At 59.9% G+C, this 25,513-nt stretch carries 20 protein-coding genes and 1 pseudogene; 15 read left to right on the top strand and 6 right to left on the bottom strand.

The window, feature by feature from the left end; all coding sequences use genetic code 11:
• Positions 1-216: 216 nt before the first annotated feature.
• Positions 217-390 (top strand): annotated as a pseudogene (locus tag J3349_RS06850) (TrpB-like pyridoxal-phosphate dependent enzyme); the annotation flags it as partial.
• Positions 391-610: 220 nt separating this feature from the next.
• On the opposite strand, the gene J3349_RS06845 reads toward J3349_RS06850, so the two are convergent.
• Positions 611-1,900, bottom strand: coding sequence for an O-acetylhomoserine aminocarboxypropyltransferase/cysteine synthase family protein (locus J3349_RS06845; RefSeq protein WP_207676876.1), 1,290 nt, complete (start codon positions 1,898-1,900; stop codon positions 611-613).
• Positions 1,901-3,053: 1,153 nt separating this feature from the next.
• On the opposite strand from J3349_RS06845, the gene J3349_RS06840 reads away from it, so the two are divergent.
• The 7 genes from J3349_RS06840 to J3349_RS06810 all read left to right on the top strand — a co-directional run bounded on the left by J3349_RS06840 (position 3,054) and on the right by J3349_RS06810 (position 9,122).
• Positions 3,054-3,941, top strand: coding sequence for a putative manganese transporter (locus J3349_RS06840; protein WP_207676875.1), 888 nt, complete (start codon positions 3,054-3,056; stop codon positions 3,939-3,941).
• A gap of 118 nt (positions 3,942-4,059) precedes the next feature.
• On the top strand, positions 4,060-4,938 hold the full coding sequence (locus tag J3349_RS06835) for an HAD family hydrolase (protein ID WP_207676874.1): 879 nt from the start codon (positions 4,060-4,062) through the stop codon (positions 4,936-4,938).
• Complete coding sequence (locus tag J3349_RS06830; protein ID WP_158396150.1) at positions 4,935-5,432, top strand: DNA-deoxyinosine glycosylase; 498 nt, start codon at positions 4,935-4,937, stop codon at positions 5,430-5,432. The genes J3349_RS06835 and J3349_RS06830 overlap by 4 nt, the downstream gene beginning before the upstream one ends.
• 93 nt (positions 5,433-5,525) lie before the next feature.
• Positions 5,526-6,152: a 5-bromo-4-chloroindolyl phosphate hydrolysis family protein gene (locus J3349_RS06825; protein ID WP_207676873.1), complete on the top strand. Its 627-nt coding sequence runs from the start codon at positions 5,526-5,528 to the stop codon at positions 6,150-6,152.
• A gap of 30 nt (positions 6,153-6,182) precedes the next feature.
• The gene (locus J3349_RS06820; RefSeq protein ID WP_207676872.1) at positions 6,183-7,334 is read left to right on the top strand and encodes a toxic anion resistance protein; all 1,152 of its coding nucleotides are present in this window, start codon (positions 6,183-6,185) and stop codon (positions 7,332-7,334) included.
• A gap of 1 nt (position 7,335) precedes the next feature.
• Entirely contained in the window at positions 7,336-8,094 is a 759-nt protein-coding gene (locus tag J3349_RS06815) for a LemA (RefSeq protein ID WP_207676871.1), read from the top strand.
• On the top strand, positions 8,091-9,122 hold the full coding sequence (locus J3349_RS06810; protein ID WP_207676870.1) for a TPM domain-containing protein: 1,032 nt from the start codon (positions 8,091-8,093) through the stop codon (positions 9,120-9,122). The genes J3349_RS06815 and J3349_RS06810 overlap by 4 nt, the downstream gene beginning before the upstream one ends.
• Before the next feature lie 56 nt (positions 9,123-9,178).
• Here J3349_RS06810 and J3349_RS06805 read toward each other — a convergent pair whose 3' ends face one another.
• The 4 genes from J3349_RS06805 to J3349_RS06790 form a co-directional block, all read right to left on the bottom strand.
• Complete coding sequence (locus tag J3349_RS06805) at positions 9,179-10,327, bottom strand: MBL fold metallo-hydrolase (protein ID WP_207676869.1); 1,149 nt, start codon at positions 10,325-10,327, stop codon at positions 9,179-9,181.
• On the bottom strand, positions 10,300-12,351 hold the full coding sequence (locus J3349_RS06800; protein ID WP_207676868.1) for a YgiQ family radical SAM protein: 2,052 nt from the start codon (positions 12,349-12,351) through the stop codon (positions 10,300-10,302). The genes J3349_RS06805 and J3349_RS06800 overlap by 28 nt, the downstream gene beginning before the upstream one ends.
• Positions 12,352-12,506: 155 nt before the next feature.
• Entirely contained in the window at positions 12,507-15,404 is a 2,898-nt protein-coding gene (locus J3349_RS06795; protein WP_207676867.1) for a DNA translocase FtsK, read from the bottom strand.
• A gap of 132 nt (positions 15,405-15,536) precedes the next feature.
• Entirely contained in the window at positions 15,537-16,223 is a 687-nt protein-coding gene (locus tag J3349_RS06790) for an ATP-dependent Clp protease proteolytic subunit (RefSeq protein ID WP_149793551.1), read from the bottom strand.
• Between the two features lie 263 nt (positions 16,224-16,486).
• Between J3349_RS06790 and J3349_RS06785 the strand changes: the two genes are divergently transcribed.
• The 5 genes from J3349_RS06785 (at position 16,487) to J3349_RS06765 (ending at position 21,667) form a co-directional block, all read left to right on the top strand.
• Positions 16,487-17,128 carry a redox-sensing transcriptional repressor Rex gene (locus J3349_RS06785; RefSeq protein ID WP_149793550.1) on the top strand — a complete coding sequence of 214 codons (642 nt, stop codon included), beginning with the start codon at positions 16,487-16,489 and terminating at the stop codon, positions 17,126-17,128.
• A gap of 78 nt (positions 17,129-17,206) precedes the next feature.
• Positions 17,207-17,809, top strand: coding sequence for a thymidine kinase (locus J3349_RS06780; RefSeq protein WP_015565365.1), 603 nt, complete (start codon positions 17,207-17,209; stop codon positions 17,807-17,809).
• Between the two features lie 478 nt (positions 17,810-18,287).
• Positions 18,288-19,664, top strand: a complete 1,377-nt coding sequence (locus tag J3349_RS06775; protein WP_207676866.1) for an ABC transporter substrate-binding protein — start codon at positions 18,288-18,290, stop codon at positions 19,662-19,664.
• A 207-nt stretch (positions 19,665-19,871) separates the two neighbouring features.
• A complete protein-coding gene (locus tag J3349_RS06770; RefSeq protein WP_207676865.1) occupies positions 19,872-20,798 on the top strand; it encodes a sugar ABC transporter permease in 927 nt (308 codons plus the stop codon).
• Between the two features lie 11 nt (positions 20,799-20,809).
• Positions 20,810-21,667, top strand: a complete 858-nt coding sequence (locus tag J3349_RS06765) for a carbohydrate ABC transporter permease (protein ID WP_149793547.1) — start codon at positions 20,810-20,812, stop codon at positions 21,665-21,667.
• A gap of 102 nt (positions 21,668-21,769) precedes the next feature.
• Here the strand turns inward: J3349_RS06765 and J3349_RS06760 are convergent, their stop codons facing one another.
• Positions 21,770-22,579 carry an AraC family transcriptional regulator gene (locus J3349_RS06760; protein ID WP_207676864.1) on the bottom strand — a complete coding sequence of 270 codons (810 nt, stop codon included), beginning with the start codon at positions 22,577-22,579 and terminating at the stop codon, positions 21,770-21,772.
• A gap of 130 nt (positions 22,580-22,709) precedes the next feature.
• Between J3349_RS06760 and J3349_RS06755 the strand changes: the two genes are divergently transcribed.
• Both J3349_RS06755 and J3349_RS06750 read left to right on the top strand, forming a co-directional pair.
• Entirely contained in the window at positions 22,710-24,266 is a 1,557-nt protein-coding gene (locus tag J3349_RS06755) for a glycoside hydrolase family 28 protein (RefSeq protein ID WP_158396128.1), read from the top strand.
• Between the two features lie 3 nt (positions 24,267-24,269).
• A complete protein-coding gene (locus J3349_RS06750; RefSeq protein WP_207676863.1) occupies positions 24,270-25,415 on the top strand; it encodes a glycoside hydrolase family 88 protein in 1,146 nt (381 codons plus the stop codon).
• The last annotated feature ends 98 nt before the right edge of the window (positions 25,416-25,513 follow it).

Here is a 25,513-nt window from a genome sequence, read left to right as displayed (position 1 = left end):
AGGAGGGGTCTTGTATGCAGCGTCAGCGGCCCGGGCATCGCATTTTGTCGTTCCACCACCGGGGGCTGCTGCTTCTGGCGGCGGCAGTGGCGGTGATGCTCTTTTTTCTCTACGGCTGCGTGGCCGGGGCGGCGTACAGCCCCCGAGGGCGGCTGGTGTTCATCCCTCTCGCACAGGTTTCAGGCAGTAGTACGACTTCGCTTTTTCCGCTTTTATCTGGAAGAATCGGAGCTGCCCACCGCATGGTACAATGTGCGGGCCGATATGAAAAACAAGCCCGCTCCCCTGCTGAACCCCGGCACCCTCAAGCCCATGACGGCCAGGGAGCTGGACGGCGTTTTCTGCGATGAGCTGGTACAGCAGGAACTGGACGACACCACGGCCTACATCCTCAGCCAGCTCTACCACGACGGCCTGATGGAGGCCACCAGCGTGGAGCAGACCAGCGTCTTTGAGGCGGCAGAGCACTGAGCCAGACGGTCATTCCGCAAACAGCAAACCAGCCGCCCTGCAAGGTAACAGGGCGGCTGGCTGCTTCTATTATGCAATTCAGGAGAATGGATGAGAGAATAGCGTTTTTATGCTTCCGGGGGACGGAAGTGCCGGAGAATCACTCGCCGCGGACGGCTGCGAAGCCAGCCTCGAGGTCGGCGATGATGTCGTCGATGTGCTCGGTGCCGATGGACAGGCGGATGGTGTTCTGGTAGATCTGCTGCTCGGCCAGTTCCTCATCGGTCAGCTGGCTGTGAGTGGTGGAAGCCGGATGGATGACCAGACTCTTGACGTCGGCCACATTTGCCAGCAGAGAGAAGACCTTCAGGTTGTCGATGAACTTGAATGCTTCCTCACGGCCGCCCTTGATATTGAAGGTGAAGATGGAAGCGCCGCCGTTGGGGAAGTACTTCTCATACAGGGCGTGGTCGGGGTGATCCGGCAGAGAGGGATGGTTGACCTTCTCGACCTGGGGATGGTTGGCCAGAAACTCGACGACCTCCTTGGTGTTCTCCACATGGCGCTCAATGCGCAGGCTCAGAGTCTCGGTACCCTGCAGCAGCAGGAAGGCGTTGAACGGAGAGATGGTAGCGCCGGTATCACGCAGCAGGATGGCGCGGATGTAGGTGACGAAAGCGGCGGGGCCGGCTGCGTCAGCGAAGGACACGCCGTGGTAGCTGGGGTTGGGAGCGGCGATGTTGCCGTACTTGCCGCTGGCCTTCCAGTCGAACTTGCCGCTATCCACGATGATGCCGCCCAGCGTGGTTCCGTGGCCGCCGATGAACTTGGTAGCGGAGTGGACGACGATGTCAGCGCCATGCTCGATGGGACGGATCAGGTACGGGGTGCCGAAGGTGTTATCAATGACCAGCGGCAGGCCATGCTTGTGAGCGATGGCTGCGATGGCATCAATATCAGGAATATCACTGTTGGGGTTGCCCAGAGTCTCGAGGTAGACAGCCTTGGTGTTGGGCTGGATCGCGTTCTCGACCTCTTCCAGATCGTGAGCGTCCACGAAGGTGGTGGTGACGCCGAACTGGGTCAGGGTGTGCTCCAGCAGATTGTAACTACCGCCGTAGATGGTCTTCTGAGCTACGATGTGGTCGCCGGCCTGAGCCAGTGCCTCGATGGTGTAGGTGATGGCAGCTGCACCGGAAGCAGTAGCCAGAGCAGCCACGCCGCCTTCCAGAGCGGCAATGCGCTTCTCGAACACATCCTGGGTGGAGTTGGTCAGACGGCCATAGATGTTGCCGGCATCGGCCAGACCAAAGCGGTCAGCGGCGTGCTGGCTGTTGCGGAAGACATAGGAAGTGGTCTGATAGATAGGCACAGCACGGGAATCGGTAGCGGGATCGGCCTGCTCCTGGCCAACGTGAAGCTGCAGGGTCTCAAATTTATAGTTAGACATAGTATTTTTCCTCTCTATCTGTACTCAAAGTATTATTTTTACTCATAAAAATGCCCGGCAGCGTGGGGAGTTTCACCTTTCGTCTGCCGGGCAAAGAAATCGTTCTCAGCTCAGAGCCTTTTGTCTGTCTCGGGCGTCACATTCGCTCGCACATTCGCGGCATAGAGGGCACCGTACAGCTATGGCTCAGAGTTTGTTTCTCGGCCCGGGCGCTGTACATTCGCCCACAGCGGAAGTTGGCGTGCAGAAGACTTTTCCAAATCAGCGTCATTTGAGTACCCTCCTTTCCGAAATTCCCACTTACCTACAAGGCGTGTGGTTTTATTGTCTGCATTATATTCCCTCATACCCATATTGTCAATAGGTTTAATCGAATTTCTTCCAAAAAAGTTTTTTAAGAGTCATTCTTTTGAGAAAAATGCAAAAAGATTGCATTTTGGTCTTGCATTTCACGCAGAATCCGTGTATACTCTTCCCTGCGCCTAAATTGCAATCAGATTGCAATTTAGGCAACTAAAGCACTTTTCGTCCCTCCGTTTATTTTGGGTGAAGACGTAAAATGGTGTGGCGGCTGCGCGCGCTGGTGGCGCGGATTTGGTTCTCTTTTTCGGTCAAATGGCAATGCGCTCCGCGCGGGCCAGAGGCAGGGAGGGGTGTTTCGAATCCCCCCTCCCTACCTCTGGATTCCACTCTCCCCGCAACGAGTTAAGGACTTCTCGCCCTTAACAATTCCAAAGAAGTAGACTCCAAGCAAAAATGCTGGAGATTCACGCCATTCGGCGTGAAGATCTCTTAACCGCATTTTAGCTCTCCGCCGTTTTACGGCTTCGCCGAAGATTTCAGGCTTTCGCAGAACTTTACCGTCAGCAGAGAGGTAACACCAGCTGCGAAGCAGCAAATCGGAGAAGTGAGAAAAATGCGTTTAGCGAAGCGGCTAGCATTTTTCCACTTCGACTTCTTCTTTGGGGTCTGAAAGGGGCGAGCAGCCCCTTTCTCGTGGATCCAGCGCGTCGAAATCGCTGGTGGTTTTCTGGTTCTCTTTTGACATCAAAAGAGAATGATCAGCCTTAATGAAAGAGCGCTCTGCCCCGCGCCCACCAGCGCGAGAGCAAACTTTATCTTCACTTTATTTTATATCACGAGGTATCAAACAATGGAACTTTTTCTGGATGTACTGAGCGAAACTCTGGTGGACACCGCCAAGATGCTCCCCTTCCTGTTTTTAGCCTATCTCTTTATTGAATATGTCGAGACCCGCCACGGTGAGCGCATCGAGACCCTGCTGGCGGGCGGCGGCCGCTGGGGTGCGGTGCCGGGCGCGGTGCTGGGCTGTGTGCCGCAGTGCGGCTTCTCGGCCATCGCCTCCAACTTCTACGCCTCCCGCGTCATCACGCTGGGTACGCTGATGGCCGTCTATCTCGCCACCAGCGACGAGGCTATCCCCCTGCTGGTGTCCATGCCCGCCTACTGGGATAAGCTGATCCTGCTGATGGTCATCAAAGTCGTGTACGCTGTCTTTGTGGGCTTTCTGCTGGATTTCGTCCTCCGCAAGGCCCTGCCCCGCAGCCTGCGCGGCGGCTACACCGGCCACGCCGACGAGGTGGACTGCCACGAGGAGCACAGCGACGAAGAGGGCCATCCCCAGCCCATCTGGAAGGCCGCGCTCCGCCACACCCTCGAGATCTTTGTCTTTATCTTCGTGTTCAGCCTTGTGTTCGGCCTCATCGTCGAGGGCGTCGGCGAGGATGTCTTCGCCTCGGTGCTGGGCCGGATGGGCTTCTTCCAGCCGGTGGTGGCCGCACTGGTGGGCCTTGTCCCCAACTGTGCTGCCAGTGTCCTGATGACCCAGCTCTACGTCGAGGGCGCACTCCGCTTCTCGAGCCTCGTGGCCGGTCTCTGCACCGGCGCGGGCGTGGGCCTCGCCGTGCTGTGGCGGGTGAATCCCTCCTGGAAGCAGAACCTCTTCATCACCGGCCTGACCTGGGCCTGCGGCGCCGCTGTGGGCGTGGGCATCCAAATCGTGGTAGCATTTATCGCCTGAGTATTTGCAAAGCACCTGCACCTTTTCTTCGGAGAAGCGTGCAGGTGCTTTTTATTTTGGAGACAAAGCCTCTATTTTGTGATATACTCAGCTTATATATAGATATAAGGAGAACACCATGCAATATAAAATTCTCGCAAGCGATTACGACAACACCCTCGTCCCCTTCGGGGAAAACCAGCCCCGTCCGGCCATGGTCAAGGCTGTGAAGAAGCTTCAGGCCGCCGGGGGAAAATTCGTGCTCAGCACAGGCCGATCCTGGTCAGCCATCAACCGGAAAGGTCAGCTGGGCGGCATCCGGTTCGACTATGCCATCACCTGCAACGGTGCCTGCGTCGTGGACAAGAACGGTGCCATCGTGGCAGAGCACCCCATGACCAACGAAGAGATGTACGCGCTGGTGGATTTCTGTGAGGACTACAACTACCCCCTGCAATTTGACTTCAAGGATGCATACTACGCTTACTGTGAGTATGACATCCTCCACAAGCACTACGATCAGATGAACAGCGTCGGTCTGGACTGCGTGGACGGCGAAGACCAGGACCGCCACCTCATCGATATGCCTCACGCGGCGTTATGCCTCTTCCCCGAGGGGGCGTTGGAGCGGTTCAACGAAAAGTACGGCCACCTCGGCCTTCACTTCATGCAGGTGGGCGGCCAGCTGCCCGACGGCTCCCACTTCTATGACATCGTGCGAAGCGGGATCGACAAGGGCGCGGGCCTCGCAGACCTTTGCGAAAAGATGGGCCTCTCCCTCGCCGAGGCCGTGGCGGCAGGCGACTCCGCCAACGATGTCGGGATGCTGAAAGCAGCCGGCCTCGGCTGCTGCATGTCCAACGGCACCGACGAAGCCAAAGCCGCCGCTGACCGCGTCATCGGCGATGTGCGGGAAGACGGACTTGCTGCCCTTATTGAAGAGCTGTGGTTCGACGGCCCAAAGGCGGAGCCCTCCGACCGCAGCTTCGGCTCTGCATGGGAGACGATGGAACGATGAGCTTCGCACCCGTTTACTCTGAAAACAGCCGCGCCCTCATCCTCGGCACATGGCCCAGCCCCAAAAGCCGGGAGATGGCCTTCTACTACGGCCACCCGCAGAACCGTTTCTGGCCCATGATGGCAGCCCTCACCGGCGAGCCTGTCCCCGCCCGGGAGGACATCGAGGCCAAAAAAGGCATCATCCTCCGCCATGGCCTCGCCCTGTGGGACACGCTGGAAAGCTGCACCATCACCGGCGCGTCGGACGCCTCTATCCGGGACGTGGTGCCGAACGACATTGCATCTCTTTTGGCAAAAGCACCCATTGAGGCAGTGTTCTGCAACGGGGCCACGGCCTACCGCATCTATACAAAGTATCTGCTGCCGGTGTCCGGCATCCCGGCGGTCAAGCTGCCCAGCACCAGCCCCGCCAACGCCGCCTGCCGCCCCGAAACCCTGCGCGAGGTCTGGGGCGAGGCCCTCAAAGATTATATAACCGTTTCCAACCTGTAAATTATTCATGAAACACTTGCGTTTTGTGGATAAAAGGATTTATTATGGAAGAGTACAAGGGGCGGTGCGCCTCTTCGGGAAAGGAGAAAATGCATGAGCAAAATTATCCGCACCCAAAAGCCCAGCGTCCTGCCGTGGTATGCGGCGGCGCTGGTGTTCGCGGTGCTGTGCGCGGCGCTGCCAGCATATAAGCTGTGGGCGCTGCTGATAGCGCTGGGCGGCGCAGCCGTGATGTTCGGCGTGGCAAAGAAGGTCTGCCCGCCCCGGGTGGTGGAGCATGAAGTGCCTTTCCACACCGGCAGCGGCGATGTGGACGAGATGCTGGCCGACATCCAGCAGAAGCTGGATGCCCTCCACGCGCTGAACGAGGCCCTGCCCGACCCGGAGCTTTCCGCCGCCATGACCCGGATGGAAAAGGCAGGCCGCTCCATCGTGGAGACGGTGGAGGCCAGTCCCGCCAAGGCAAAGCAGGTACGCCGCTTTGCGAACTACTATCTGCCCGACGCGGTGAACGTACTGGAGCAGTACGCAAAACTCGCCCGCCAGGGCGTGCGGGGCGAAAATGCCGCTTCGATTCGGGCAGAGGTGGAGCGGAACGCGGCTTCCATCGCCACTGCATTCGAAAACCAGCTGGATGCACTGTATGCCGCTGAAAGCATGGACCTCTCGGCGGATCTGACGGTATTGCAGAATATGCTCAAAGGACAAGGCTTAGGCTAAACGCCTGATTTGGAAAGGAAGGAATCTCTCATGGCTGATAATACGTTCAATTTTGACTTAGACGCACCCGCTGTTCCCGCCCTGACCCTCGACCCGGTGGAAGCACCTGCCGCCGAGGAAAAGCAGCCCGAACCCGCTACGGCCCCCGAGGCCGAACAGGTCAAGCTCAGCCCCGAGGAGCAGGCGATGGTGGACGCCTTCGCTCAGAAGATCGACATCACCAACAGCCAGCAGGTGCTGCAGTACGGCTCCGCCTGCCAGAAGAAGATCGGCGACTTCTCCGAGGCGGCACTTTCCAAAGTGTCCACCAAAGACCTTGGCGAGGTGGGCGGCATGATCACCGACCTTATCGGGGAGCTGAAGAACTTTGACGCCGCCGAAGAGGAAAAGGGCATCCTCGGCTTCTTCAAGAAAAAGAGTAACCAGCTCGACAACATGAAGACCAAGTACAGCAAAGCGGAAACGAACGTCGAGACCATCCAGTCCGCCCTCGAAAAGCATCAGGTGCAGCTGCTCAAGGATATTGCGATGCTGGACAAGATGTATGAGCTGAACATGGCCTATTTCAAAGAGCTGAGCATGTATATCCTCGCGGGCAAGAAGAAGCTGGCCGACTTCCGCGCCCACGAGCTGCAGCAGGCGATGGACAAGGCAAAGGCTTCCGGCCTGCCTGAGGACGCACAGGCCGCACGCGATCTGGCCGACCAGTGCGAGCGCTTTGAGAAAAAGCTCTACGACCTTGAGCTGACCCGCACCATCAGCCTGCAGATGGGTCCTCAGATCCGGCTTTTGCAGAACAATAACTCCATGATGGCCGAGAAGATACAGTCCACCATCGTCAACACCATCCCCCTGTGGAAGAACCAGATGGTGCTGGCACTGGGTCTGGCCCACAGCCAGCAAGCCATGCAGGCCGAACGTGCCGTCACCGACATGACCAACGAGCTGCTGAAAAAGAACGCCGACGCCCTCAAGATGGGTACCATCGAGACGGCCAAGGAGTCTCAGCGCGGTGTTGTGGACATCGAGACCCTGCAGCAGACCAACAAGAGCCTTATCGAGACGCTGGACGAGCTGAACAAGATACAGAGCGAGGGCCGCGCAAAGCGTGCCGCTGCCGAGCAGGAGCTCACCCGCATCGAAGACGAGCTGAAACAGAAGATGATGGAGATCCGGAGCTGAAATGGCAAACGCAGATTTTTCCAGACAACAGAATCAACCCACCGGCGGCTTTGACGCTTCCAGCTATCGCGCCGCAGCGCCCGCTGAGGAGGAAGTGCGGCTGACGCCCTTCCAGCAGAAGCTGGCAAGCCTCGAAAAGGCCCTGCCTGCCGCGCTGAGCAAGCAGGCCGTGGCCGTGGCGCTTTGCATCGTGGTGATTCTGGGGTGCTTTGTCGGCTTTGGCGGGGCGAAGCTCCGGGCAAAGTACGACACGGTGAAGAACGGGTTCACCACTGGCGTGGCCGCAGACAGCGGCTATACCCTGAATGAGGAGTTGACCACACGCCTCAACACGGCCGCCAACATCATCACCACCGCGTCCAACACACTGGGTACAGACAGCACCGAAGTGCAGACGGCACAGGCTGCGCTGGACTCTTTTTCCGCCTGCCTCGGGGCGGTGCAGTCCGATGGCAAGATCCACGCACCGGACTCTCTGAGTGTTTACACCGGCGGCAGGATGCATATGCTCTACCAGTCGAACGAGACGCTTGGCACAGCCATCGGCCAGCTCTACGCAAAATTGCAGGAGCAGGCCGCAGACCCCATGAAGATGGGCGCAGTGCAGGGACAGTACAGCCAGTTCAACAGTGCGCAGACCATCATCAGCAACCTGCATTATAACGATGCAGTCCAGAGCTACCAAAAAGACGTCGGCGGCTTCCCGGCCAGCGTGCTGGGTAAACTGTTCGGCATACAGGAGGTGGAATTTTTCGCATGAAGACGATGAAAACATTCTCCCGCCGCATTGCGGCACTGCTTCTTGTCGTGACCGTCGGCATCACGGCGCTGGCACCGGCGGCTTCGGCCTCCAGCATCCAGCTGCCCAGCCTGCCGAAAGATCAATGCGTGGTGGACGCCGCCGGTGTGCTGAGCGACAGCACCACCTCGGAGCTCGAGACCCTCAACGCACAGCTCTCTTCCAGCTGCGACGGCGCACAGATCGGCGTGCTGACCGTGGACTACACCGGCAGCGCCACCACCGAGGACTACGCCACTGAAGCCTTCAACACCTGGGGCATCGGCAGTTCCAGCAAGAACAACGGCGTACTCATCCTGCTGGTGATGCAGTCGGACCAGTACGCCGACGGTGACTACTATCTGACCTACGGTGACGGCTTCCGCAGCACCATGCTGGCCGACCAGGCAAGCTCCCTCGTGCAGACCATGGAGGACGATTTCGCCGCCAAGAAGTACGACGCCGCCGTCCTTACCTGCGCCACCAATGTGGCCAATACCATCGCAGAGGTGTATGGGGTCACTCTGAGCGGCGGGACCATCTATTCCGACGGCTCTGACACCCAGACCACCCGGCCCTCTGTCGAGCCTGTTCCGCCCCAGAAGCACTACTCCATCTGGGAAAGCTTTATCGGCGGCATTTTCTCCATGCTTGCTTATATCATCCTGTTCATCGCAGTTTTCTTTATCTTTATCACCCCTCTCGGCCACTCCTTCGGCTGGTTCTGGGGGCCGTTTGGCTGGTTCGGCGCACGGCGTCGGCACAGAGGCCCGCGCCCTCCCCGCGGCCCTTACGATGACTTCGGCCCCGGCGGTGGTTTCTATGGCGGCCCTCGCGGCCCGAGAGGCCCCCGTGGGCCTCGTCCTCCCCGCGGCGGCGGCTTCGGTGGAAGCGGCTTTGGCGGTATGGGCGGCGGCTCCGGTTTTGGCGGAGCCGGGCGCGGCGGCGGCAGCTTTGGCGGCATGGGCGGCGGCAGCAGCCACGGCGGCGGAGCTGGCCGCGGACGCTGATATTATGACAAAAGGGAAGCCCCATCTGACGATGGGGCTTCCCTTTTGTCCATTTGTTATTTGATGCAGCTCGAGCAGGGGCTGTAGCCAGCGGCCACAGCTTCATCATAGCTCGAGAACAAAATCTGGTTCTTCTCTGCCGGGAGGTTGGCGCAGCTGGGCAGATGGAACTTTTTGCTGTTCACATTGCCGATGTAGGCCTGCTGGGCCGTGCTGGATGCTGCCGGGTCGGTGGGGTTCAGCTCAGCGTCGGTGGCGAAGTGTTCCGTTGCCACCGTGTAGTTCTGGCCGTCACTGGAAACGGTGATCGTCCCCAGCAGGTCGGTGCGGTAGACGTCCACACCGGCGTCGCGCAGGATGCTCAGGGTCTCCTCGTGGGGGTGGCCGTACTTATTGTTGACGCCGCAGGAGATGATGCCCATCTCGGGCAGGACAGCGTTCAGGAAGACGTAGCTGGTGGAGGTGCTGGAGCCGTGGTGGCCCACCTGTAAGACATCCACCTTGAGGTTCGCGCCGCTGTTCACGAGGTCGCGCTCGGCGTCGGCCTCCATATCACCGGTGAGCAGGAAGCTCGTCGCACCGTAGTCGATGCGCAGGACGATGGAGGTATCGTTGGTGTCATCGTACTGCGCCACAGGGCCAAGCATGGTCACAGTGGCGCTGCCCAGCGCCCACTGGGTGCCTACGGCAGGTACTTCGACCTGTAAGTTCTGCTGCTGGGTGTACTTGACGAAATCCTTGAAGCAATTGGTGGAGGCTTCCGTCACGGGGCTGTAAACGTGGTAGGCCGGAAAGTAAGCCAGCGCAGCGGCCAGACCGCCCACATGGTCTTCGTGAGCATGGGAGCAGAAGACATACTCCAGCTGCTCGACACCCTGACTCTGCAAGTAGGAGACTACCAGACTGCCGTCGTCCACATTGCCGCCGTCATAGAGCATGAATTGTCCGTCGCACTCCACCAGCACGCTCAGCGCCTGCCCTACGTCGATGAAGTGCATCTGGAAGGCGGCGTCCTGCCCGTCGGAAGGTGTCGTTCCGGTCTGAGAAGCTGCCGGGTTCGGCATGACGTCGCCGCTGCCTCCCGGGACGATGGAAGAGGTATCACAGCCCACGAGGCCCAGCGCAAGGGCTGCGGCCAGCGCCAGCGCAGCGAGGCGGCTCATGAGCGTTTGAGCGGTCACTTTTTCTTTTTTGAAGTTTTCCACGATGTATTCTCTTTCTGTTGATTACTTTTCGGTTTATGCGCAGGAGCCGAATGGGGCGCAAAACGTGCGCCGGGGCTGGGCTGACGGCCTGCCGGGCTGCGGCCCGCCGGGGCGGTGGAGCGGCTCTGCGGCTTGCCGCCCTTGCCTCTGGGCCGGACGGTGTAGGTGCCGTCGCCGTGGATGGTCACATCGGCGGCCTCGGCTCTGCGGGCCGAACGCTGGACCGCAATGCGGCCTTCGGCGGGAACCAGCAGGGGGATGAGGTCTTCGCGGTGGGTCATTTTCAGCGCTTTGATGACCTTTTCGGCGTTGCGGGGCTCATAATACTGGAGTAGGGCGCGCTGAAGTGCCTTGCCCTCAGCGGTCTTTTCCACAAACACCGGCTTCAAAGTATAGGGGTCGAGGCCGGTGTAGAACATACAGGTGCTCACGGTGCCGGGCGTGGGATAAAAATCCTGCACCTGCTCGGGGCGCATATGGTTCTTGTAGAGGTATTCGGCCAGATAGACAGCATCCTTGAGGGTGCTGCCCGGGTGGCTGGACATGAGATACGGCACGAGGTACTGCTTTTTTCCTGCCTTCCTGCTCAGCTCGTAGAACTTATCCTTGAACTTGTTGAAGGTCTCGATGGGCGGCTTGCCCATGTAGGCGAGGGTGTTGGGGGCGCAGTGCTCCGGCGCGACTTTCAGCTGGCCGGAAACGTGGTACTCCACCAGCTCCTTAAAGAAAGTGTCATCGGGGTCGGCCATCAGGTAATCGAAGCGGATGCCGCTGCGGATGAACACCTTCTTGACGCCGGGCAGCTCCCGGACGCGGCGGAGAATTTTCAAATAATCGCTGTGGTCCACGATCATGTGGGAACAGGTGGTGGGGGCGAGGCAGTGCTTGCCGCCGTTGCACATACCCCGCAGCATCTGCTCGCGGCAGGATGGGAAACGGAAGTTGGCGGTGGGGCCGCCGATGTCGTGGATGTAGCCCTTGAAATCCGGCTCGTGGGTCATCCGCTCTGCTTCGGCCACGATGCTGTCGGCGCTGCGGCTGGTGACGCGTCGGCCCTGATGCAGCTGGATGGCGCAGAAATTGCAGCCGCCGAAGCAGCCGCGGTTCTGGATGATGGAGAACTGCACCTCGCGGATGGCAGGCACACCGCCCATGGCCTCGTAGATGGGGTGGTAGCGGCGGGTGTAAGGCAGAGCGTAGACCTTATCCAGCTCCCAGCGGACGAGGGGCTTTGCGGGGATGTTCTGCACGAGGTACTTCTCGCTCTGCTTCTGGACGATGATATTGCCGCTGACGACGTCCTGATTGTCCATCTGGATGCGGCAGGCTTTCGCATAGGCCACCTTATCGGAGGCGACCTTCTTGAAGCCCGCGCACTCCACATACCGCTCGGGCAGGTGGTCGAAGTCGGTCAGGTAGCAGGTGCCGTCCACATCGGTGATGCTCTCCACCGGCTCCCCTGCCGCCAGACGGCGGGCAATTTCCACGGTCTGGTGTTCACCCATGCCGAAGCTGATGATGTCCGCGCCAGAGTCCTCGGCGATGCTGGGCAGGACGGTGTCCAGCCAGTAGTCATAGTGGGCAAAGCGGCGGAGCGATGCTTCCAGACCGCCCAGAATGACGGGCAGGTCAGGGTATGCCTGCTTGGCAAGTCTGGTGTAGACGGTGGCGCTGCGGTCGGGCCGTGCGCCGCCCTTGCCGCCGGGCGAATACTCGTCCTCCGCGCGGGGGATCTTTGCGACGGAATAGTGACTCACCATGCTATCCACATTGCCGCCGCCGATGAAGAAGCCGTACTTCGGCTTTCCGAACCGCTTGAAGTCCTCGCAGTCGGTGTAGCGGGGCTGGGCCAGCACGCCCACCTTGTAGCCCTCGGCTTCCAGCAGGCGGCTGATGATGGCGGTGCCAAAGCTGGGGTGGTCCACATAGGCGTCGCCGCCCACCACCACGAAGTCCAGCTGGTCCCATCCCCGGGCCTCCATGTCGGCCCGGCTGATGGGGAGAAATTCGGTGTAATGTTCCATAGTTATCCTTTTTCTTTCATTATGCCTGCCCTATACAGCAGGGCTCTATTGCTTCCGAAATCAAAAATTCTATTCATCCAGCGTGAGCCTGTCCGGTACGCCAGTGGCTTCCCTGGTAGGGGAGCTGGCAAAGCCGTCCGGCTTTGACTGAGAGGTTATTCATCCGGTTGATTCATCTGCATTTCCAGCCACTGCTGGCGGCTGATGAGGACAGCGCGGGGCTTTGCGCCCTCGTAGGGGCCGATGATGCCCTTTTCTTCCATCTCGTCCATGATGCGGGCGGCGCGGGCATAACCCAGCTTGCAACGGCGCTGCAGCAGGCTGGTGGACGCCTGGCCGGCGTCGATGACCACCTCCACGGCCTGCTTGAGCATCGGGTCACTGCCGCCCTCCTCGTCGGAGTCGGCGGAACTGCTGCCCTTCTTGCCGTCCTGGATGGCGTGTTTTTCCATGGCCTCTATCATGGCCTCGTCGTACTGGACGGTGGCGCTCTTCTTGATGAAGTCCAGCACACGGCTGATCTCCTCATCCCGCACGAAGGTACCCTGGATACGGGTGGGCTTGGGTGCGCCCACGGGCATGAAGAGCATATCGCCCATGCCCAGCAGCTTTTCGGCACCGGCACCGTCGAGGATGGTGCGGCTGTCCACCTGACTGGACACGGCGAAGGCGATGCGGCTGGGGATGTTGGCCTTGATGAGGCCGGTGATGACGTCCACGCTGGGGCGCTGGGTCGCCACGATGAGGTGCATACCGGCGGCGCGGGCCTTCTGGGCGATGCGGCAGATGGAGTCTTCGACATCCTTGCCGACGACCATCATCAAATCGGCCAGCTCGTCGATGATGATGGCGATATAGGGCATCTTCTCGAGGTTCGGGTCCGTTGCAGCCAGCTTATTGAAGGACTTGATGTCGCGGACGTTGTTCTCCGCGAAGAGGTGGTAGCGGCGCTCCATCTCCTGCACTGCGCCGCCCAGTGCGCCGGCCGCCTTGCGGGGCTCGGTGACGACGGGCATCAGCAGGTGGGGGATGCCGTTGTACTCAGCCAGCTCGACGACCTTGGGGTCGATGAGCAGGAGCTTGACGTCCTCGGGGCTGGAGCGGAACAGCAGGCTCATGATGATGCTGTTGACACAGACCGATTTACCGCTGCCGGTGCTGCCCGCGATGAGCAGATGAGGCATCTTGCACAGGTCGGCCACCTGGGCCACGCCGGCGATGTCCTTGCCCAGCGCAATGCCCATCGGCGAGGTCATCCGCAAAAAGCTCTGGCTCTCGAAGACGCTGCGAATGTAGACCGGCGTTTTCTTATGGTTCGGCACCTCGATGCCCACGGCAGGCTTGCCTGGGATGGGTGCCTCCATGCGGACATCGGCCACCGCCAGGTTCAGGGCGATGTCGTCCGCCAGCGAAGTGATGCGGCTTATCTTGACGCCCGCCATGGGCTGGACTTCATACCGGGTGACCGACGGGCCGCGGGAAATATCCAGCACACGGGTGCGGACGCCGAAACTTTCCAGCGTGTCCACCAGCTTCTGGGCGTTGGCTTTCAGCTCGTCTTCCGCGCCGGAGTCGCTTTCCTCCGGGGCGCGCTCGAACAGCTCGATGGGCGGGTACTGATACTGGAAGCTCTCCTCCGTCTCCGCCTCTTCGGCGGGGGCGTTCGCGGCCTGCTCCTCGGAGACAGCAGGCTTTTCCATGGCGGCTGCCACCAGTGTGTTGAGGTCTTTTTCCTCCACCGGGTCGCTGGTGATGCTGATCCAGCCGTCCTCATCCGGCTCAGAGCGGAACGCCACAGCATTCTCGGCGCTGACCGGCTGCGGGGCCGGTTCCGGAGTCGGGGTCAGATCATAGAGCGGGATGCCGAAGGAGAGCGGCGGCTCAGGCGCAGGCTGCTGTTCCGGCTCTTCTGCCGGGGCAGCGGGCGTAACGGTAGGTGTCACCGTCGGCTCGGGCTGGGCCGTGAAGAAGTCCTCAGCGGCAGTATCCACAGCGTCCGGGACGATGGGCGTCACGGTGGCGCGGATGGGCGCACGGCGGAGCGGGTCCATGCCGAAGGTGCCGCCGGGGCCGAGGATGATGGGCTCGATAGGCTCACTGCCGCCCTCGGTGACGGTGGTATGGTCAGGGCCTAAATCAATATCAAAGGGCGCACGAGGCCGGGACTTTTCCACCTGTACGGGGGCAGGCTCGGGCTGAGGCGGGGTCTGCGCTTCCGGTGCGGGCGCAGGGACAGGCTCCGCCTGTTCGCCGCCCTGCATCACCTGATGGCCCCAGTGGAAGACGCCAGCCAGCCAGCCGGGAGGCTGGATATGGAAGGCGGGCGCGGCAGGCTCTTCGCCGCCGCAGCAGTCCTCGCCCACTTCGTCTTCCGGCAGGTCGTCGTCATAGTCCTCGTATTCCTCTGCCGCAGCCTCCTCGGCGGCGCGTTCTGCCAGACGCTCGGCCCGGCGGGCGGCATTCTGCTCGTGGACGGCAAGGCCCTTTTCGTGGACGCTGCCGCCCACGTTGCAGAGCCACTGCCAGCACTCGGCGGGCGTAACGTCAAAAATGTACAGGCTGGCGCAGGCCGCCAGCGCCGCCATGACCAGATTGGCGGCGGGTCTGCCGCAGAGCAGCAGGAGCGTCCCGCCCAGCACAGCGCCCAGCGCACCGCCCGAGAGCCATGCGCTCATACCATTATGATAACAGGCAGCGGTCATCTGCGCGGCGGTCTGGTCGGTGGGGATGTCAGAAAAGACGATGACCGTGCCGCTGGCGAAGATGAGCCCCAGCGCAAGCTTGGCGATATGGGGCAGCAGGTCTTCGCCCCGGGTGTAGAGGATAGCCAGATAGCACAGCGCTGCGCCCAGCACGAAGCTTCCGCAGCCGAACACGCCGAACAGGACATCGTGCATCGTGCGCCAGGCCGAACTGCCCGGCACGAAAGCCAGCGCCATGAGCACCAGCCCCGCAAACAGGGTGATGAGCCCCGCGGGCATCCGGTCCTGTGTCCGGTTCTTGCGGCGCGAGGCTGTGCTGCGCCCGGAGGTCTTGCGTTTTCTCTTTGCCATGTTTCCTAAAACCCGTTCCTTATTTTATATCATGAAGCAGGGCGCGCTCAGGGCGGCTCTGTCGGTGACGATGGAAGAATTTCGATACTACTCGATTCTTTCATTGTACCACGGGAAAAGTCAAATGGCAATTTATTTCCCCTCGATTTCTCGGTAGAGCCATGCCAGCGCATCCGACAGCCCGCCCAGCTCGTCGATAAGCTTTTCCCGCACGGCTTTTCGGCCATCCAGCACGGTGCCGACGTCCATGACCAGCTCGCCCGTGCGCATCATCAGCTCAGTATAACGCTTCTCCGAGATGCCGCTGTGGGACGCCACGAAGCCGGTGATGCGCTCCTGCATCTGCTCGAACCAGCGCATAGTCTGCGGCACGCCCAGTATCATGCCGGAATGGCGGACGGGGTGGACCGTCATGGTGGCAGTAGGCACGATGAAGCTCCGCTGGGCGCTGACGGCCAGCGGGATGCCGATGGAGTGGCCCCCGCCCAGCACCACCGCCGCACTGGGCTTGGAGATGCTGGCGATGAGCTCCGCCAGCGCAAGTCCCGCCTCCACATCCCCGCCCACGGTGTTGAGCAGGACCAGCAGGCCCTCGATGGCGGGGTCTTCCTGCACGGCCACCAGCTGGGGGATGACATGCTCATATTTTGTGGTCTTCTGTCCCTGGGGCGCTTCCACATGGCCCTCCACCTGCCCGATGACAGTCAGGCAGTGGATGGCGTGAGCTCCACGGGTGCGGTAAACGCTGCCCATATCCTCGATCTGCTCTTTTTCCAGCCGCTGCTGCTCCACGGGGATGTTCTTCTCTTCTTGTGACATTCTGCGTATCCTCCTTTTTGCTTCATTTCAGCTTGTCCGGCATTCCTGCCGGTTATACTTCGGCAAAGATTTCTTTTCTTTCTCAAAAAAATGTGCCAAATGGTTTGACATTCTGTCTTCGTGCTGTATACTTTATACTAGAGATAAGATTGTCAAATATGTATCATTATTGTACAAGAAAGTACAAATCTTTTGCCGGAGCACCCTGCCGCTGCGCACTTCTCCCCGGCAATGCTGCGGATAAAAAGAAAGGAGACCCCCTTATGAACACTCCCGGCAAAGCTTCTCTGCCCGTCATCAAGCGCCTGCCCAAATACTATCGCTACCTGCGCACCCTGAAGAACGACGGCATCACCAGCATCTCGTCCCGTGAGCTGGCCGCCCAGATGGGTACCACTGCCTCTCAGGTGCGGCAGGACTTCAACTGCATCGGCGACGTGAATGGCCGTCAGGGCATCGGCTACTCGGTGGAGAACCTGCTGAGCATCCTTGAGCATCTGCTCTTTGGCAACGGCGACCTCCTGCCCACCATCCTTATTGGCTGCGGCCGTCTGGGCAAGGCTGTGAGCCGCTTCATCACCACCGACACCAACGGCTACAAGCTCATCGCCGCCTTCGACAACGCCCCCGACGAGGTGGGCAAAGAGATCAACGGCATCCAGATTTTACACATTGATGAGCTGGAAGCTTTCTGCGCCGAGCACCACCCCGAGGTGGCTGTGCTCTGTCTGCCCCGCAGCGGCGCAGAGGAGATCAGCGGCCGTCTGGTGGCTCTGGGCATTCAGGGCTTCTGGAACTTCTCCCACTACGATCTGTCTGTCTCCTACCCCGACGTGGTGGTGGAGAACGTCCACCTCGGCGACAGCCTGATGAGCCTGGGCTACCGGCTGCGCAATCAGGACTGAGCACATACTATCAATAATACAGGCCCTCTCCGTCAGGCTTTGGCTGAGAGGGTCCTTTCATAAGGAGACTTTTTCGATATGGCAAAGCTTTATTTCCGTTACGGCGCAATGAACAGCGGCAAGAGCACCGCGCTGATGCAGGTGGCCCACAACTACGAGGAGCAGGGGATGCGGGTGCTCATCCTCAAGCCGAAGGTGGACACCAAGGGCAGCGGCGACCTCGTGAGCCGTCTGGGCGTCCGCCGCCCTGCCGACCTGCTGGTGCCGCCGGACATGGACCTGGTGGAGGCCGTCCGGGCCGCCAGCAGCGAGGGCCGGCCTCTGGCCTGTGTGCTCTGTGACGAGAGCCAGTTCCTCACTGCCGAGCAGGCCGAGCAGCTGTTCATGGTGACGGTAGAGCTGAACATCCCCGTCATCTGCTACGGCCTGCGCTCCGACTTCTCCCTCAAGGGCTTCCCCGGCTCCACCCGGCTTCTGGAGCTGGCCCACACCATCGAGGAGATGAAGACCATCTGCACCTGCGGCCGCAAGGCCACCTGCAACTGCCGCAAGGTCAACGGCCGCTTCGTCTTTGAGGGCGAACAGGTAGCCATCGACCTTGAGAACGACGTCCAGTACGTCAGCATGTGTCCCCAGTGCTATTTCCGGGAGCGCAGCGCCTTCTACGCCGCCCGCCGGTGACTCTTTTCCTGATTTTATGCCGTCCGCACGCCGGACGGCATTTTTGTATCTTTTCTGCATCCGTGATATATCAGTCGCGCCCCAATTCGCGCGTTTTTTGCACTATTGATATATCAGCTCAGGGCCGGAACTTTCTGTTATCGTCGCTTTTGATGTATACAACGCTCTTTCAACAAATTCTGCCATGGCTACAAAATTCTTGCAATTCAGGCCAATCTTCTCCTGTTGCATCCCAGTTTTCTATGCAAATCGTTGAAGTATACAAGTTGCACAGTTTTTCGGTCCAAGTTTATTCATTATGGCAATGACGTCAAAACCGGGCAAAAAATAAGCGCAATATTTGTACGTTTTCTGCCGCTATCACTACAATTTGCATCTTTCTTTTTTTTCTTGCCTTTGGTATCATATTTGTATACAACGGATGCTTTGCAGAGGCGTCCGTGCAAGAAGATGTTTTCTACATAGGAGGAGAACGAAAATGAGCAAGGCAATTTCTCGTCGTGACTTTCTGAAGGTCTCTGGCGCTGTGGGTGCTGCCGGCCTGCTGGCCGCCTGCGGCGGCTCCAGCAATGCTGGTTCTACCGCCACTTCCACTGCTGCTTCTTCCGCAGCAGCTTCTGTGGCTGGTCTGTCTTCTGACCCCGTCACCCTGACCATGAGCTGGTGGGGCGGCGAGTCCCGTCACAACGCTTACCAGGAGGCCATCAAGGCTTTCTCTGCTGAGCACAGCACCATCACCGTCAACCCCACCTTCGCTGCATGGTCCGGCTGGGAGGACACCATGTCCACCAAGTTCGCAGGCGGCGTCGCTGAGGATGTCTGCCAGATCAACTGGAACTGGCTGTACAACTACTCCAAGAACGGCCAGACCTTCATCGACCTGAACAGCGTCTCCGACTATCTGGACCTGACTCAGTGGGATGAGGCCAAGCTGGCTGCCTGCAACGTGGCAAACGCTCAGCAGTGCGTGCCTGTCTCCATGACCGGCCGTATCTTCTACTGGAACAAGACCACCTTCGACAAGGCCGGCATCGCCTTCCCCACCACTCTGGACGAGCTGATGGCTGCCGGCAAGACCTTCCAGGAGAAGCTGGGCGATGACTACTATCCCCTGCACCTGGGCGCATACGACCGTATGATCCTGATGGTCTTCTACCTCGAGTCCAAGTACGGCAAGGACTGGGCAGACCCCACCACCTCTACCCTGAACTACGATGCCGACCAGATCGCTGAGGGCATCGACTTCATCAAGAGCCTGGTCGAGGGCCACGTCATCATGAGCCTGCCCACCTACTACGGCTCCAACGGCGACAACGCTGCTCACCAGTCCACCGAGTGGATCACCGGCAAGCTGGCCGGCTGCTTCGAGTGGGACTCCTCCGCTACCAAGTACGCTGACGCTCTGGACGAGGAGAACAAGGCTGGCTTCACCGTCGGCGAGGAGATCAAGTTCGGCGATTACAACGGCGGCTTCTCCAAGGTCTCCATGGGTCTGGCCATCACCAAGACCTGCGAGCATCCCGCAGAGGCAGCTACCCTCATCAACTTCCTGCTGAACGAGGAGAAGGGCGCTTCCATCATGGGTTCTGAGTGCGGCATCCCCGCCTCCAAGGCTGGTCTGGCTGCTGCTCAGAGCGCCGGCGCTGTCAAGGAGCTGGTCGCTGAGGCAAACGGCAAGGTCATGGCCTTCGTTTCCAACCAGCTCGACCCCCTGTTCGAGTCCAACGACCTGAAGGCTACCGGCACCGGCATCTATCAGGAAGTGTTCGACACTCTGGATTACGACAATGCTTCCGGCGCTGACCTGGTCGATACCCTGCTGGACGGCATGGAGTCTGTCGGCTACACCGTCTAATTTCCGCCTCACAGACCTTTCGCGGCCCGCACACGCGCGGTGTTGACACAGGCCGCCCCGCATAAAGGAGTCTTGCAAGGGGCATCCCTTCCACCTACGGACGGATGCCCCTTTTTTGCAAGACGGTGATGACATTTTTTTGACAAAAATGTGTCCAAACGATTGTGCGGCGTACGAGATATATCCTTATAAAAGGAGGATTCCCGGATGAAAGAAAGCAAAGCGCCCTCTCTCGGGCGTACCCCGGCCCAGAAGTTTTTTGACAAATGGCAGGGCCTGTTCTACCTGATCCCCTGGATCATCGGCTTCGTCGTCTTCAAGGCCATTCCGTTCGGCCAGTCTCTGTACTACAGCTTTACGGATATGGACTTCTTTAACGGCATCCATCAGTATGGCATCATGAACTATGTGGACGCCTTTACCACTCCCAAGATTACCAAGGCGCTCATCACCACCTTCAAGTACAGCTTCATCACTGTGCCCCTGAAGCTGGTCTTCGCACTGTTCATCGCCTACATCCTGAACTTCAAGATCGCCTGCGTGAACGTGTTCCGCACCGTCTACTACATTCCCTCCATCCTCGGCGGCTCTGTTGCTATCGCCGTGCTGTGGAAGGCCGTGTTCCGTGATGACGGTCTGGTCAACACCCTCATCCGCATGCTGACCTTCGGCCACTTCCAGGGTCCTTCCTGGCTGAGCGACCCCAGCTACGCACTGTGGATCATCTGCTTCCTGCGTATCTGGCAGTTCGGCTCCGCCATGGTGCTGTTCCTCGCCGCTCTGAAGGGCGTGCCGGCCGACCTGTACGAGGCCGCCACCATCGACGGCGCTGGCAAATGGAAACAGTTCTTCTCCATCACCGTCCCGATGATCACCCCCATCATCTTCTACAACCTGGTCACTCAGATCTGCCAGGCTTTCCAGGAGTTCAATGGCCCGTTCATCATCACCAACGGCGGTCCCCGCGGTTCCACCACCCTCATCTCCATTCTGGTCTACAACTACGCATTCAAGTCCAACCAGATGGGCATGGCTTCCGCACTGGCATGGATCATGTTCGTCATCGTCTGCATCCTGACGATCATCGCCTTCACCAGCCAGAAGAAGTGGGTCTACTACTCGGATGAAAGGTAAGGTGTGACAGTATGGGAATGAAAGCTTCTAACGCCATCGCGACGTTTTTCAAGTACTTCGTCCTGATCCTGGTGGGCCTCATCATGATCTATCCCCTGCTGTGGATGATCAGCGCCACCTTTAAGGACAACAGCGAGATCTTTGCAGGCATCGGCCTGTGGATCAAGAACCCCACTCTGGAGGGCTACAAGAACGCGCTGAACAACTTCGGCGGTTCCATCAACATCCTGCAGGCCATGCTGAACACTTACAGCTACGTCCTGCCCAAGGTCATCTGCACCGTGGTCTCCTCCTGCATTGCAGCTTACGGCTTTGGCCGCTTCGACTTCCCGGGCCGGAAGATCCTGTTCAGCATCATGCTGGCCACCCTGTTCCTGCCTCAGGTCGTCCTGAACGTGCCTCAGTTCCTGCTGTACACCAAGTTCGGCTGGGTCAACAGCCCGTTCTATCTGGCCATCTGGGTCCACTGCGCATTCGCAACTGAGACCTACTTCGTCTACCAGCTGGTGCAGTTCATGCGCAACGTCCCCCGCGACCTGGACGAGGCTGCCGCCATTGACGGCTGCTCCTCCTTCCAGACCCTGTACAAGGTCATCGTCCCGATGCTGATGCCCGCTCTGGTGTCCTGCGCACTGTTCCAGTTCATGTGGAGCTGCAACGACTTCATGGGTCCCCTGCTTTACGTTCAGACCCCTGCAAAGTACCCCATGTCCCTGTTCGTCAAGCTGTCCATGGACGGTGATACGGGCTTTGCCTGGAACCGTATTCTGGCCCTGTCCCTGATCTCTATCCTGCCGCAGCTCATCGTGTTCTTCTGCGCACAGGATCAGTTCGTCGAAGGTATCTCCGCCGGTGCTGTCAAGGGCTAAGCTGAAGCCCCCGCCGCTCGGATAATCCCGACAAACATGAATGCCCCCTGTGCCTCTTCCCGTAGAGAGGACGCAGGGGGCATTTCTAATGTCAAAGGCTCTCTATTTTCTACTCTTCCGGTATTGCAGCGGCCCGACGCCCATCGTCTCCCGAAAAACGCGGCGGAAGTGGGCCGCAGAGGCGAAACCGGTCTGCTCGGCCACGCTGCCGATGCTCAGCTCTGTCGTTTCCAGAAGCTTCTGTGCCGCCTCGATGCGGCGGGCGTTGATGTAGTCCACGATGGACTGCCCCGTCACCCGCCGGAACAGCCGGCTCAGATAGTAGGGCGAGATGTAGAACCGCGCTGCCACCTCGGTGAGGGAAAGCTTCTGCTGGTAGTTTGCCGCAAGGTAGGCGCATATCTGCTCCACCGTCTCGTTGCGGGGGCGGGCGTCGGCGGCGCTCTGCGCCCGGTGCTCCTGCTCCACATAGTGGAGCGTCAGTGCCAGATACAGCCCGCCGGGATACTCCGGCTCGCCCATGGCGCCCCGCATCATCTCCAGCAGCGTCCGCAGACGGCTGGCCCACTGGACGCTGCCGTAAAGGGCCATCTGGCTTCCCGGTGCAAAAAGGCGGAGGAAATCTTCGCCGGTGGCGTTCTTCATCTCGTGGAGCACTGCCAGCGGGAACTCGCACCCCAGCATTTCCGGCTGGGTGTGGCCTGCCTGCGATACCACCCACGCCCCCGGCCCCAACAGCAGTGCGCAGCCGGGGCTGACCAGGAGCGACGTGTCCCCGCACTGGACCGTGCAGCTGCCGCCTGAAAACAGAACGATATGGCACATCTCGGCAGGCAGCTCGAGCCGCCCGCCGGACAGCTTGAGCGCTCCCGCCGTGATCTTCGCGTTGAGTTTTTCCCGTTCGGCGCGCATCCGCCCTTCCCCCTTCTTGCTATGCCTGCCCCGCCGGGGCAGTGCTCTGATATTCTTATCCCCAGTGTACCATGCCCGCCCTCTGCGGGCAAGCCGCAAATCTACGCAAATAACTCAGGAGGCTGTAAAAATGAATCTGTCTCTCATCCGTTCCATGACCCGCAGCGCCGTCTTCGAGCTGGAAAATGGCAAGTGCTTCCGCCCGGAGCACCCCTTCGCCGTGGCTCTGAACGGCAAGACCATTTACGAAAGCTGCAACACCAACGTGTTCTCCCTCTTCTCCCTGACTCCGTCCACCACCTACACCGTGGAGGTAGACACCGAGGGTGAGCACCTGAAACTGGATTTCACCACCGAGGCCGAGAGCTTCTTTGTGGACGCATCCCGCTATGGCCTCGTCGCCGATGGCGAGACCGACAACACCGGCAGGCTGCAGGCTGCTCTTTCCACCTGCCCCAGGGGCGGCACGGTATATGTCCCCGCTGGCCGCTACCGCACCGCCAGCCTCTTCATGAAGAGCTGCACCACCCTCTACCTCGAGAAGGGCGCTGTGCTGCTGGGCGACAATGACCGCACCCACTACCCCATCCTGCCCGGCGTCATCCCCAGCGAGAACGAAGTGGACGAATACTACCTCACCGGCTGGGAGGGCAACCCGCTGAACAGCTTTGCGGGCCTGCTGAACATCACCCAGGTGCATGATGTCGTCGTCACCGGTGAAGGCACACTGGACTGCGACGCCCAGAACGGCGACTGGTGGGTCGATCCCAAGGTCAAGCGCATCGCATGGCGTCCCCGCGCCGTGGCGATGGTGGACAGCGAGAACGTCTGCCTCCACGGCATCACCGTGCAGAACAGCTACTCCTGGACCATCCACCCCATCTTCGTCAAACACCTCGACCTGCTGAACTTCAACATCAACAACCCCTACAACGCCCCCAACACCGACGGCATCGACCCCGAAAGCTGCGAGTACATCCGCATCATCGGCGTGAACATCCACGTCGGTGACGACTGCATCGCCATGAAGGCCAGCAAGGTCTTCCTCGGCATGAAGCTCAAGAAGAGCTGCGAGCACACCGTCATCCGCAACTGCCTGCTGGACAAGGGCCACGGCGGCATCGTCATCGGCAGCGAGATGAGCGGCGGCGTCAAGGACATGGTGGTCACCCAGTGCCTCATGGACCACACCGACCGCGGCCTCCGCGTCAAGACCCGCCGCGGCCGCGGCAACACCGCCGTCATCGACGGTCTGGTGTTCCGCAACGTGGAGATGCGGGGCGTCAAGGCTCCCTTCGTCATCAATATGTTCTACTTCTGCGACCCGGACGGCCACAGCCCCTATGTCCAGTGCCGCGAGGCTCTGCCCGTGGACGAATACACCCCGAAGCTCGGCACCCTGACCATGGAAGACATCGTGGCCACCGATGCACAGTTTGCGGGCTGCTACTTTGACGGCCTGCCCGAGCAGCCCATCGAGGGCGTCTCCATGAAGAACGTCACCATCACCTTTGACCCCGACGCAAAGGAGGGTCAGGCTGCCATGGCCGACAACCGCCCGCTGGTCAAGAAGCTGGCCATCTACGCCGAGAACGTCAAGAACATCGAGCTGCACAACGTCAAGATCGAGGGCTACGAGGGCGAGCGCCTGCGCTTTGCCAACGTCGGCCATTTTGAGGAGGACTAAGCCATGACTCATGAAGAGATTTTGTCCATGCTGGGCGATTATGTGGACTACCTCATCGCCAATTCCAGCGCCGAGGCCCCCATGTGGAACATCGAGAAGGTCCGCAGCGGCAAGCCCAACAAGTGGAACTACATCGACGGCTGCATGATCACCGCCTGCCTGAGCCTGTATAAGACTACCGGCGACGAAAAGTATCTGAAATTTTCCAAGGATTTCATCGACTGGTTCGTGCAGGAAGACGGCTCCATCAAGACCTACGACCCGAAGGAGTACAACCTCGACAACGTGAATCAGGGCAAAAACCTGTTCATCCTCTACGACATCTTCGGCGACGAGAAGTACCGCAAGGCCATCGACACCATCCGCAGCCAGCTGCTCACCCAGCCCCGCACCAGGGAGGGCAACTTCTGGCACAAGGACATTTATCCGTGGCAGGTCTGGCTGGACGGCACCTACATGGCCCAGCCCTTCTATATGGAGTACGAGACCCGCTACAACAAGATGCAGGGCTGCATTGACAGCTACAAGCAGTTCATGAACATCAAGAAGCACATGCGGGACGAGAAGACCGGCCTGTACTACCACGGCTACGACGAGAGCCGCCAGATGTACTGGGCCGACCCCGTCACCGGCTGCAGCCCCAACTTCTGGCTGCGGGCCATGGGCTGGTTCATGGTGGCGATGGTGGACGTGCTGGAGCGGATGGATGAGCAGCTGTACAACGAGTACCGCGGCATCATGGCGATGTTCAAGCAGACCATTGAGGACGTCCACAAGTTCCAGGACGAGGAGACCGGCATGTTCTGGCAGGTGATGGACCACCCCGGCGTCGAGGGCAACTACCTCGAGACCAGCGGCACGGCCCTCTTCGCCTACGCCGTGCTCAAGGGCGTGCGTCTCGGCTACCTGCCCAAGCGGATGGCCGCATGGGCCGAGAAAGCCTTCTACGGCACCTGTGACAAGTATCTGAGCAAGAACCCGGACGGCAGCCTGCAGCTGGATGGCATCTGCCTCGTGGCCGGCCTCGGCGGCAAGGACCACCGCGACGGCTCGCTGGCTTACTATTTCAGTGAGCCGGTGGTCTGCAACGACGCAAAGGGCGTCGGCCCGCTGGTGCTGGCCTATACCGAGATGATAGCACGGAAGTAAGAAAGACCGTATCGCGCAAGAAAGCGCCCCGGCTCCCTCACTGCACGAGGGAGCCGGGGCGCTTTTTGATGAGGTCCATTTTTTATTAGCCGCTTAAC

This window comes from Faecalibacterium sp. Marseille-P9590, from assembly GCF_017377665.1.
GTDB lineage: Bacteria > Bacillota > Clostridia > Oscillospirales > Ruminococcaceae > Faecalibacterium.
This window is presented reverse-complemented; position numbering and strand designations above follow the sequence as displayed.

Coding starts and splice junctions, on each gene's coding strand:
- J3349_RS06840 (WP_207676875.1), top strand. CDS start 3,054: ATGGAACTTTTTCTGGATGTACTGAGCGAAACTCTGGTGGACACCGCC.
- J3349_RS06770 (WP_207676865.1), top strand. CDS start 19,872: ATGAAAGAAAGCAAAGCGCCCTCTCTCGGGCGTACCCCGGCCCAGAAG.
- J3349_RS06775 (WP_207676866.1), top strand. CDS start 18,288: ATGAGCAAGGCAATTTCTCGTCGTGACTTTCTGAAGGTCTCTGGCGCT.
- J3349_RS06825 (WP_207676873.1), top strand. CDS start 5,526: ATGAGCAAAATTATCCGCACCCAAAAGCCCAGCGTCCTGCCGTGGTAT.
- J3349_RS06820 (WP_207676872.1), top strand. CDS start 6,183: ATGGCTGATAATACGTTCAATTTTGACTTAGACGCACCCGCTGTTCCC.
- J3349_RS06780 (WP_015565365.1), top strand. CDS start 17,207: ATGGCAAAGCTTTATTTCCGTTACGGCGCAATGAACAGCGGCAAGAGC.
- J3349_RS06815 (WP_207676871.1), top strand. CDS start 7,336: ATGGCAAACGCAGATTTTTCCAGACAACAGAATCAACCCACCGGCGGC.
- J3349_RS06760 (WP_207676864.1), bottom strand. CDS start 22,579: ATGCGCGCCGAACGGGAAAAACTCAACGCGAAGATCACGGCGGGAGCG.
- J3349_RS06835 (WP_207676874.1), top strand. CDS start 4,060: ATGCAATATAAAATTCTCGCAAGCGATTACGACAACACCCTCGTCCCC.
- J3349_RS06750 (WP_207676863.1), top strand. CDS start 24,270: ATGACTCATGAAGAGATTTTGTCCATGCTGGGCGATTATGTGGACTAC.
- J3349_RS06790 (WP_149793551.1), bottom strand. CDS start 16,223: ATGTCACAAGAAGAGAAGAACATCCCCGTGGAGCAGCAGCGGCTGGAA.
- J3349_RS06810 (WP_207676870.1), top strand. CDS start 8,091: ATGAAGACGATGAAAACATTCTCCCGCCGCATTGCGGCACTGCTTCTT.
- J3349_RS06830 (WP_158396150.1), top strand. CDS start 4,935: ATGAGCTTCGCACCCGTTTACTCTGAAAACAGCCGCGCCCTCATCCTC.
- J3349_RS06765 (WP_149793547.1), top strand. CDS start 20,810: ATGGGAATGAAAGCTTCTAACGCCATCGCGACGTTTTTCAAGTACTTC.
- J3349_RS06800 (WP_207676868.1), bottom strand. CDS start 12,351: ATGGAACATTACACCGAATTTCTCCCCATCAGCCGGGCCGACATGGAG.
- J3349_RS06795 (WP_207676867.1), bottom strand. CDS start 15,404: ATGGCAAAGAGAAAACGCAAGACCTCCGGGCGCAGCACAGCCTCGCGC.
- J3349_RS06845 (WP_207676876.1), bottom strand. CDS start 1,900: ATGTCTAACTATAAATTTGAGACCCTGCAGCTTCACGTTGGCCAGGAG.
- J3349_RS06755 (WP_158396128.1), top strand. CDS start 22,710: ATGAATCTGTCTCTCATCCGTTCCATGACCCGCAGCGCCGTCTTCGAG.
- J3349_RS06785 (WP_149793550.1), top strand. CDS start 16,487: ATGAACACTCCCGGCAAAGCTTCTCTGCCCGTCATCAAGCGCCTGCCC.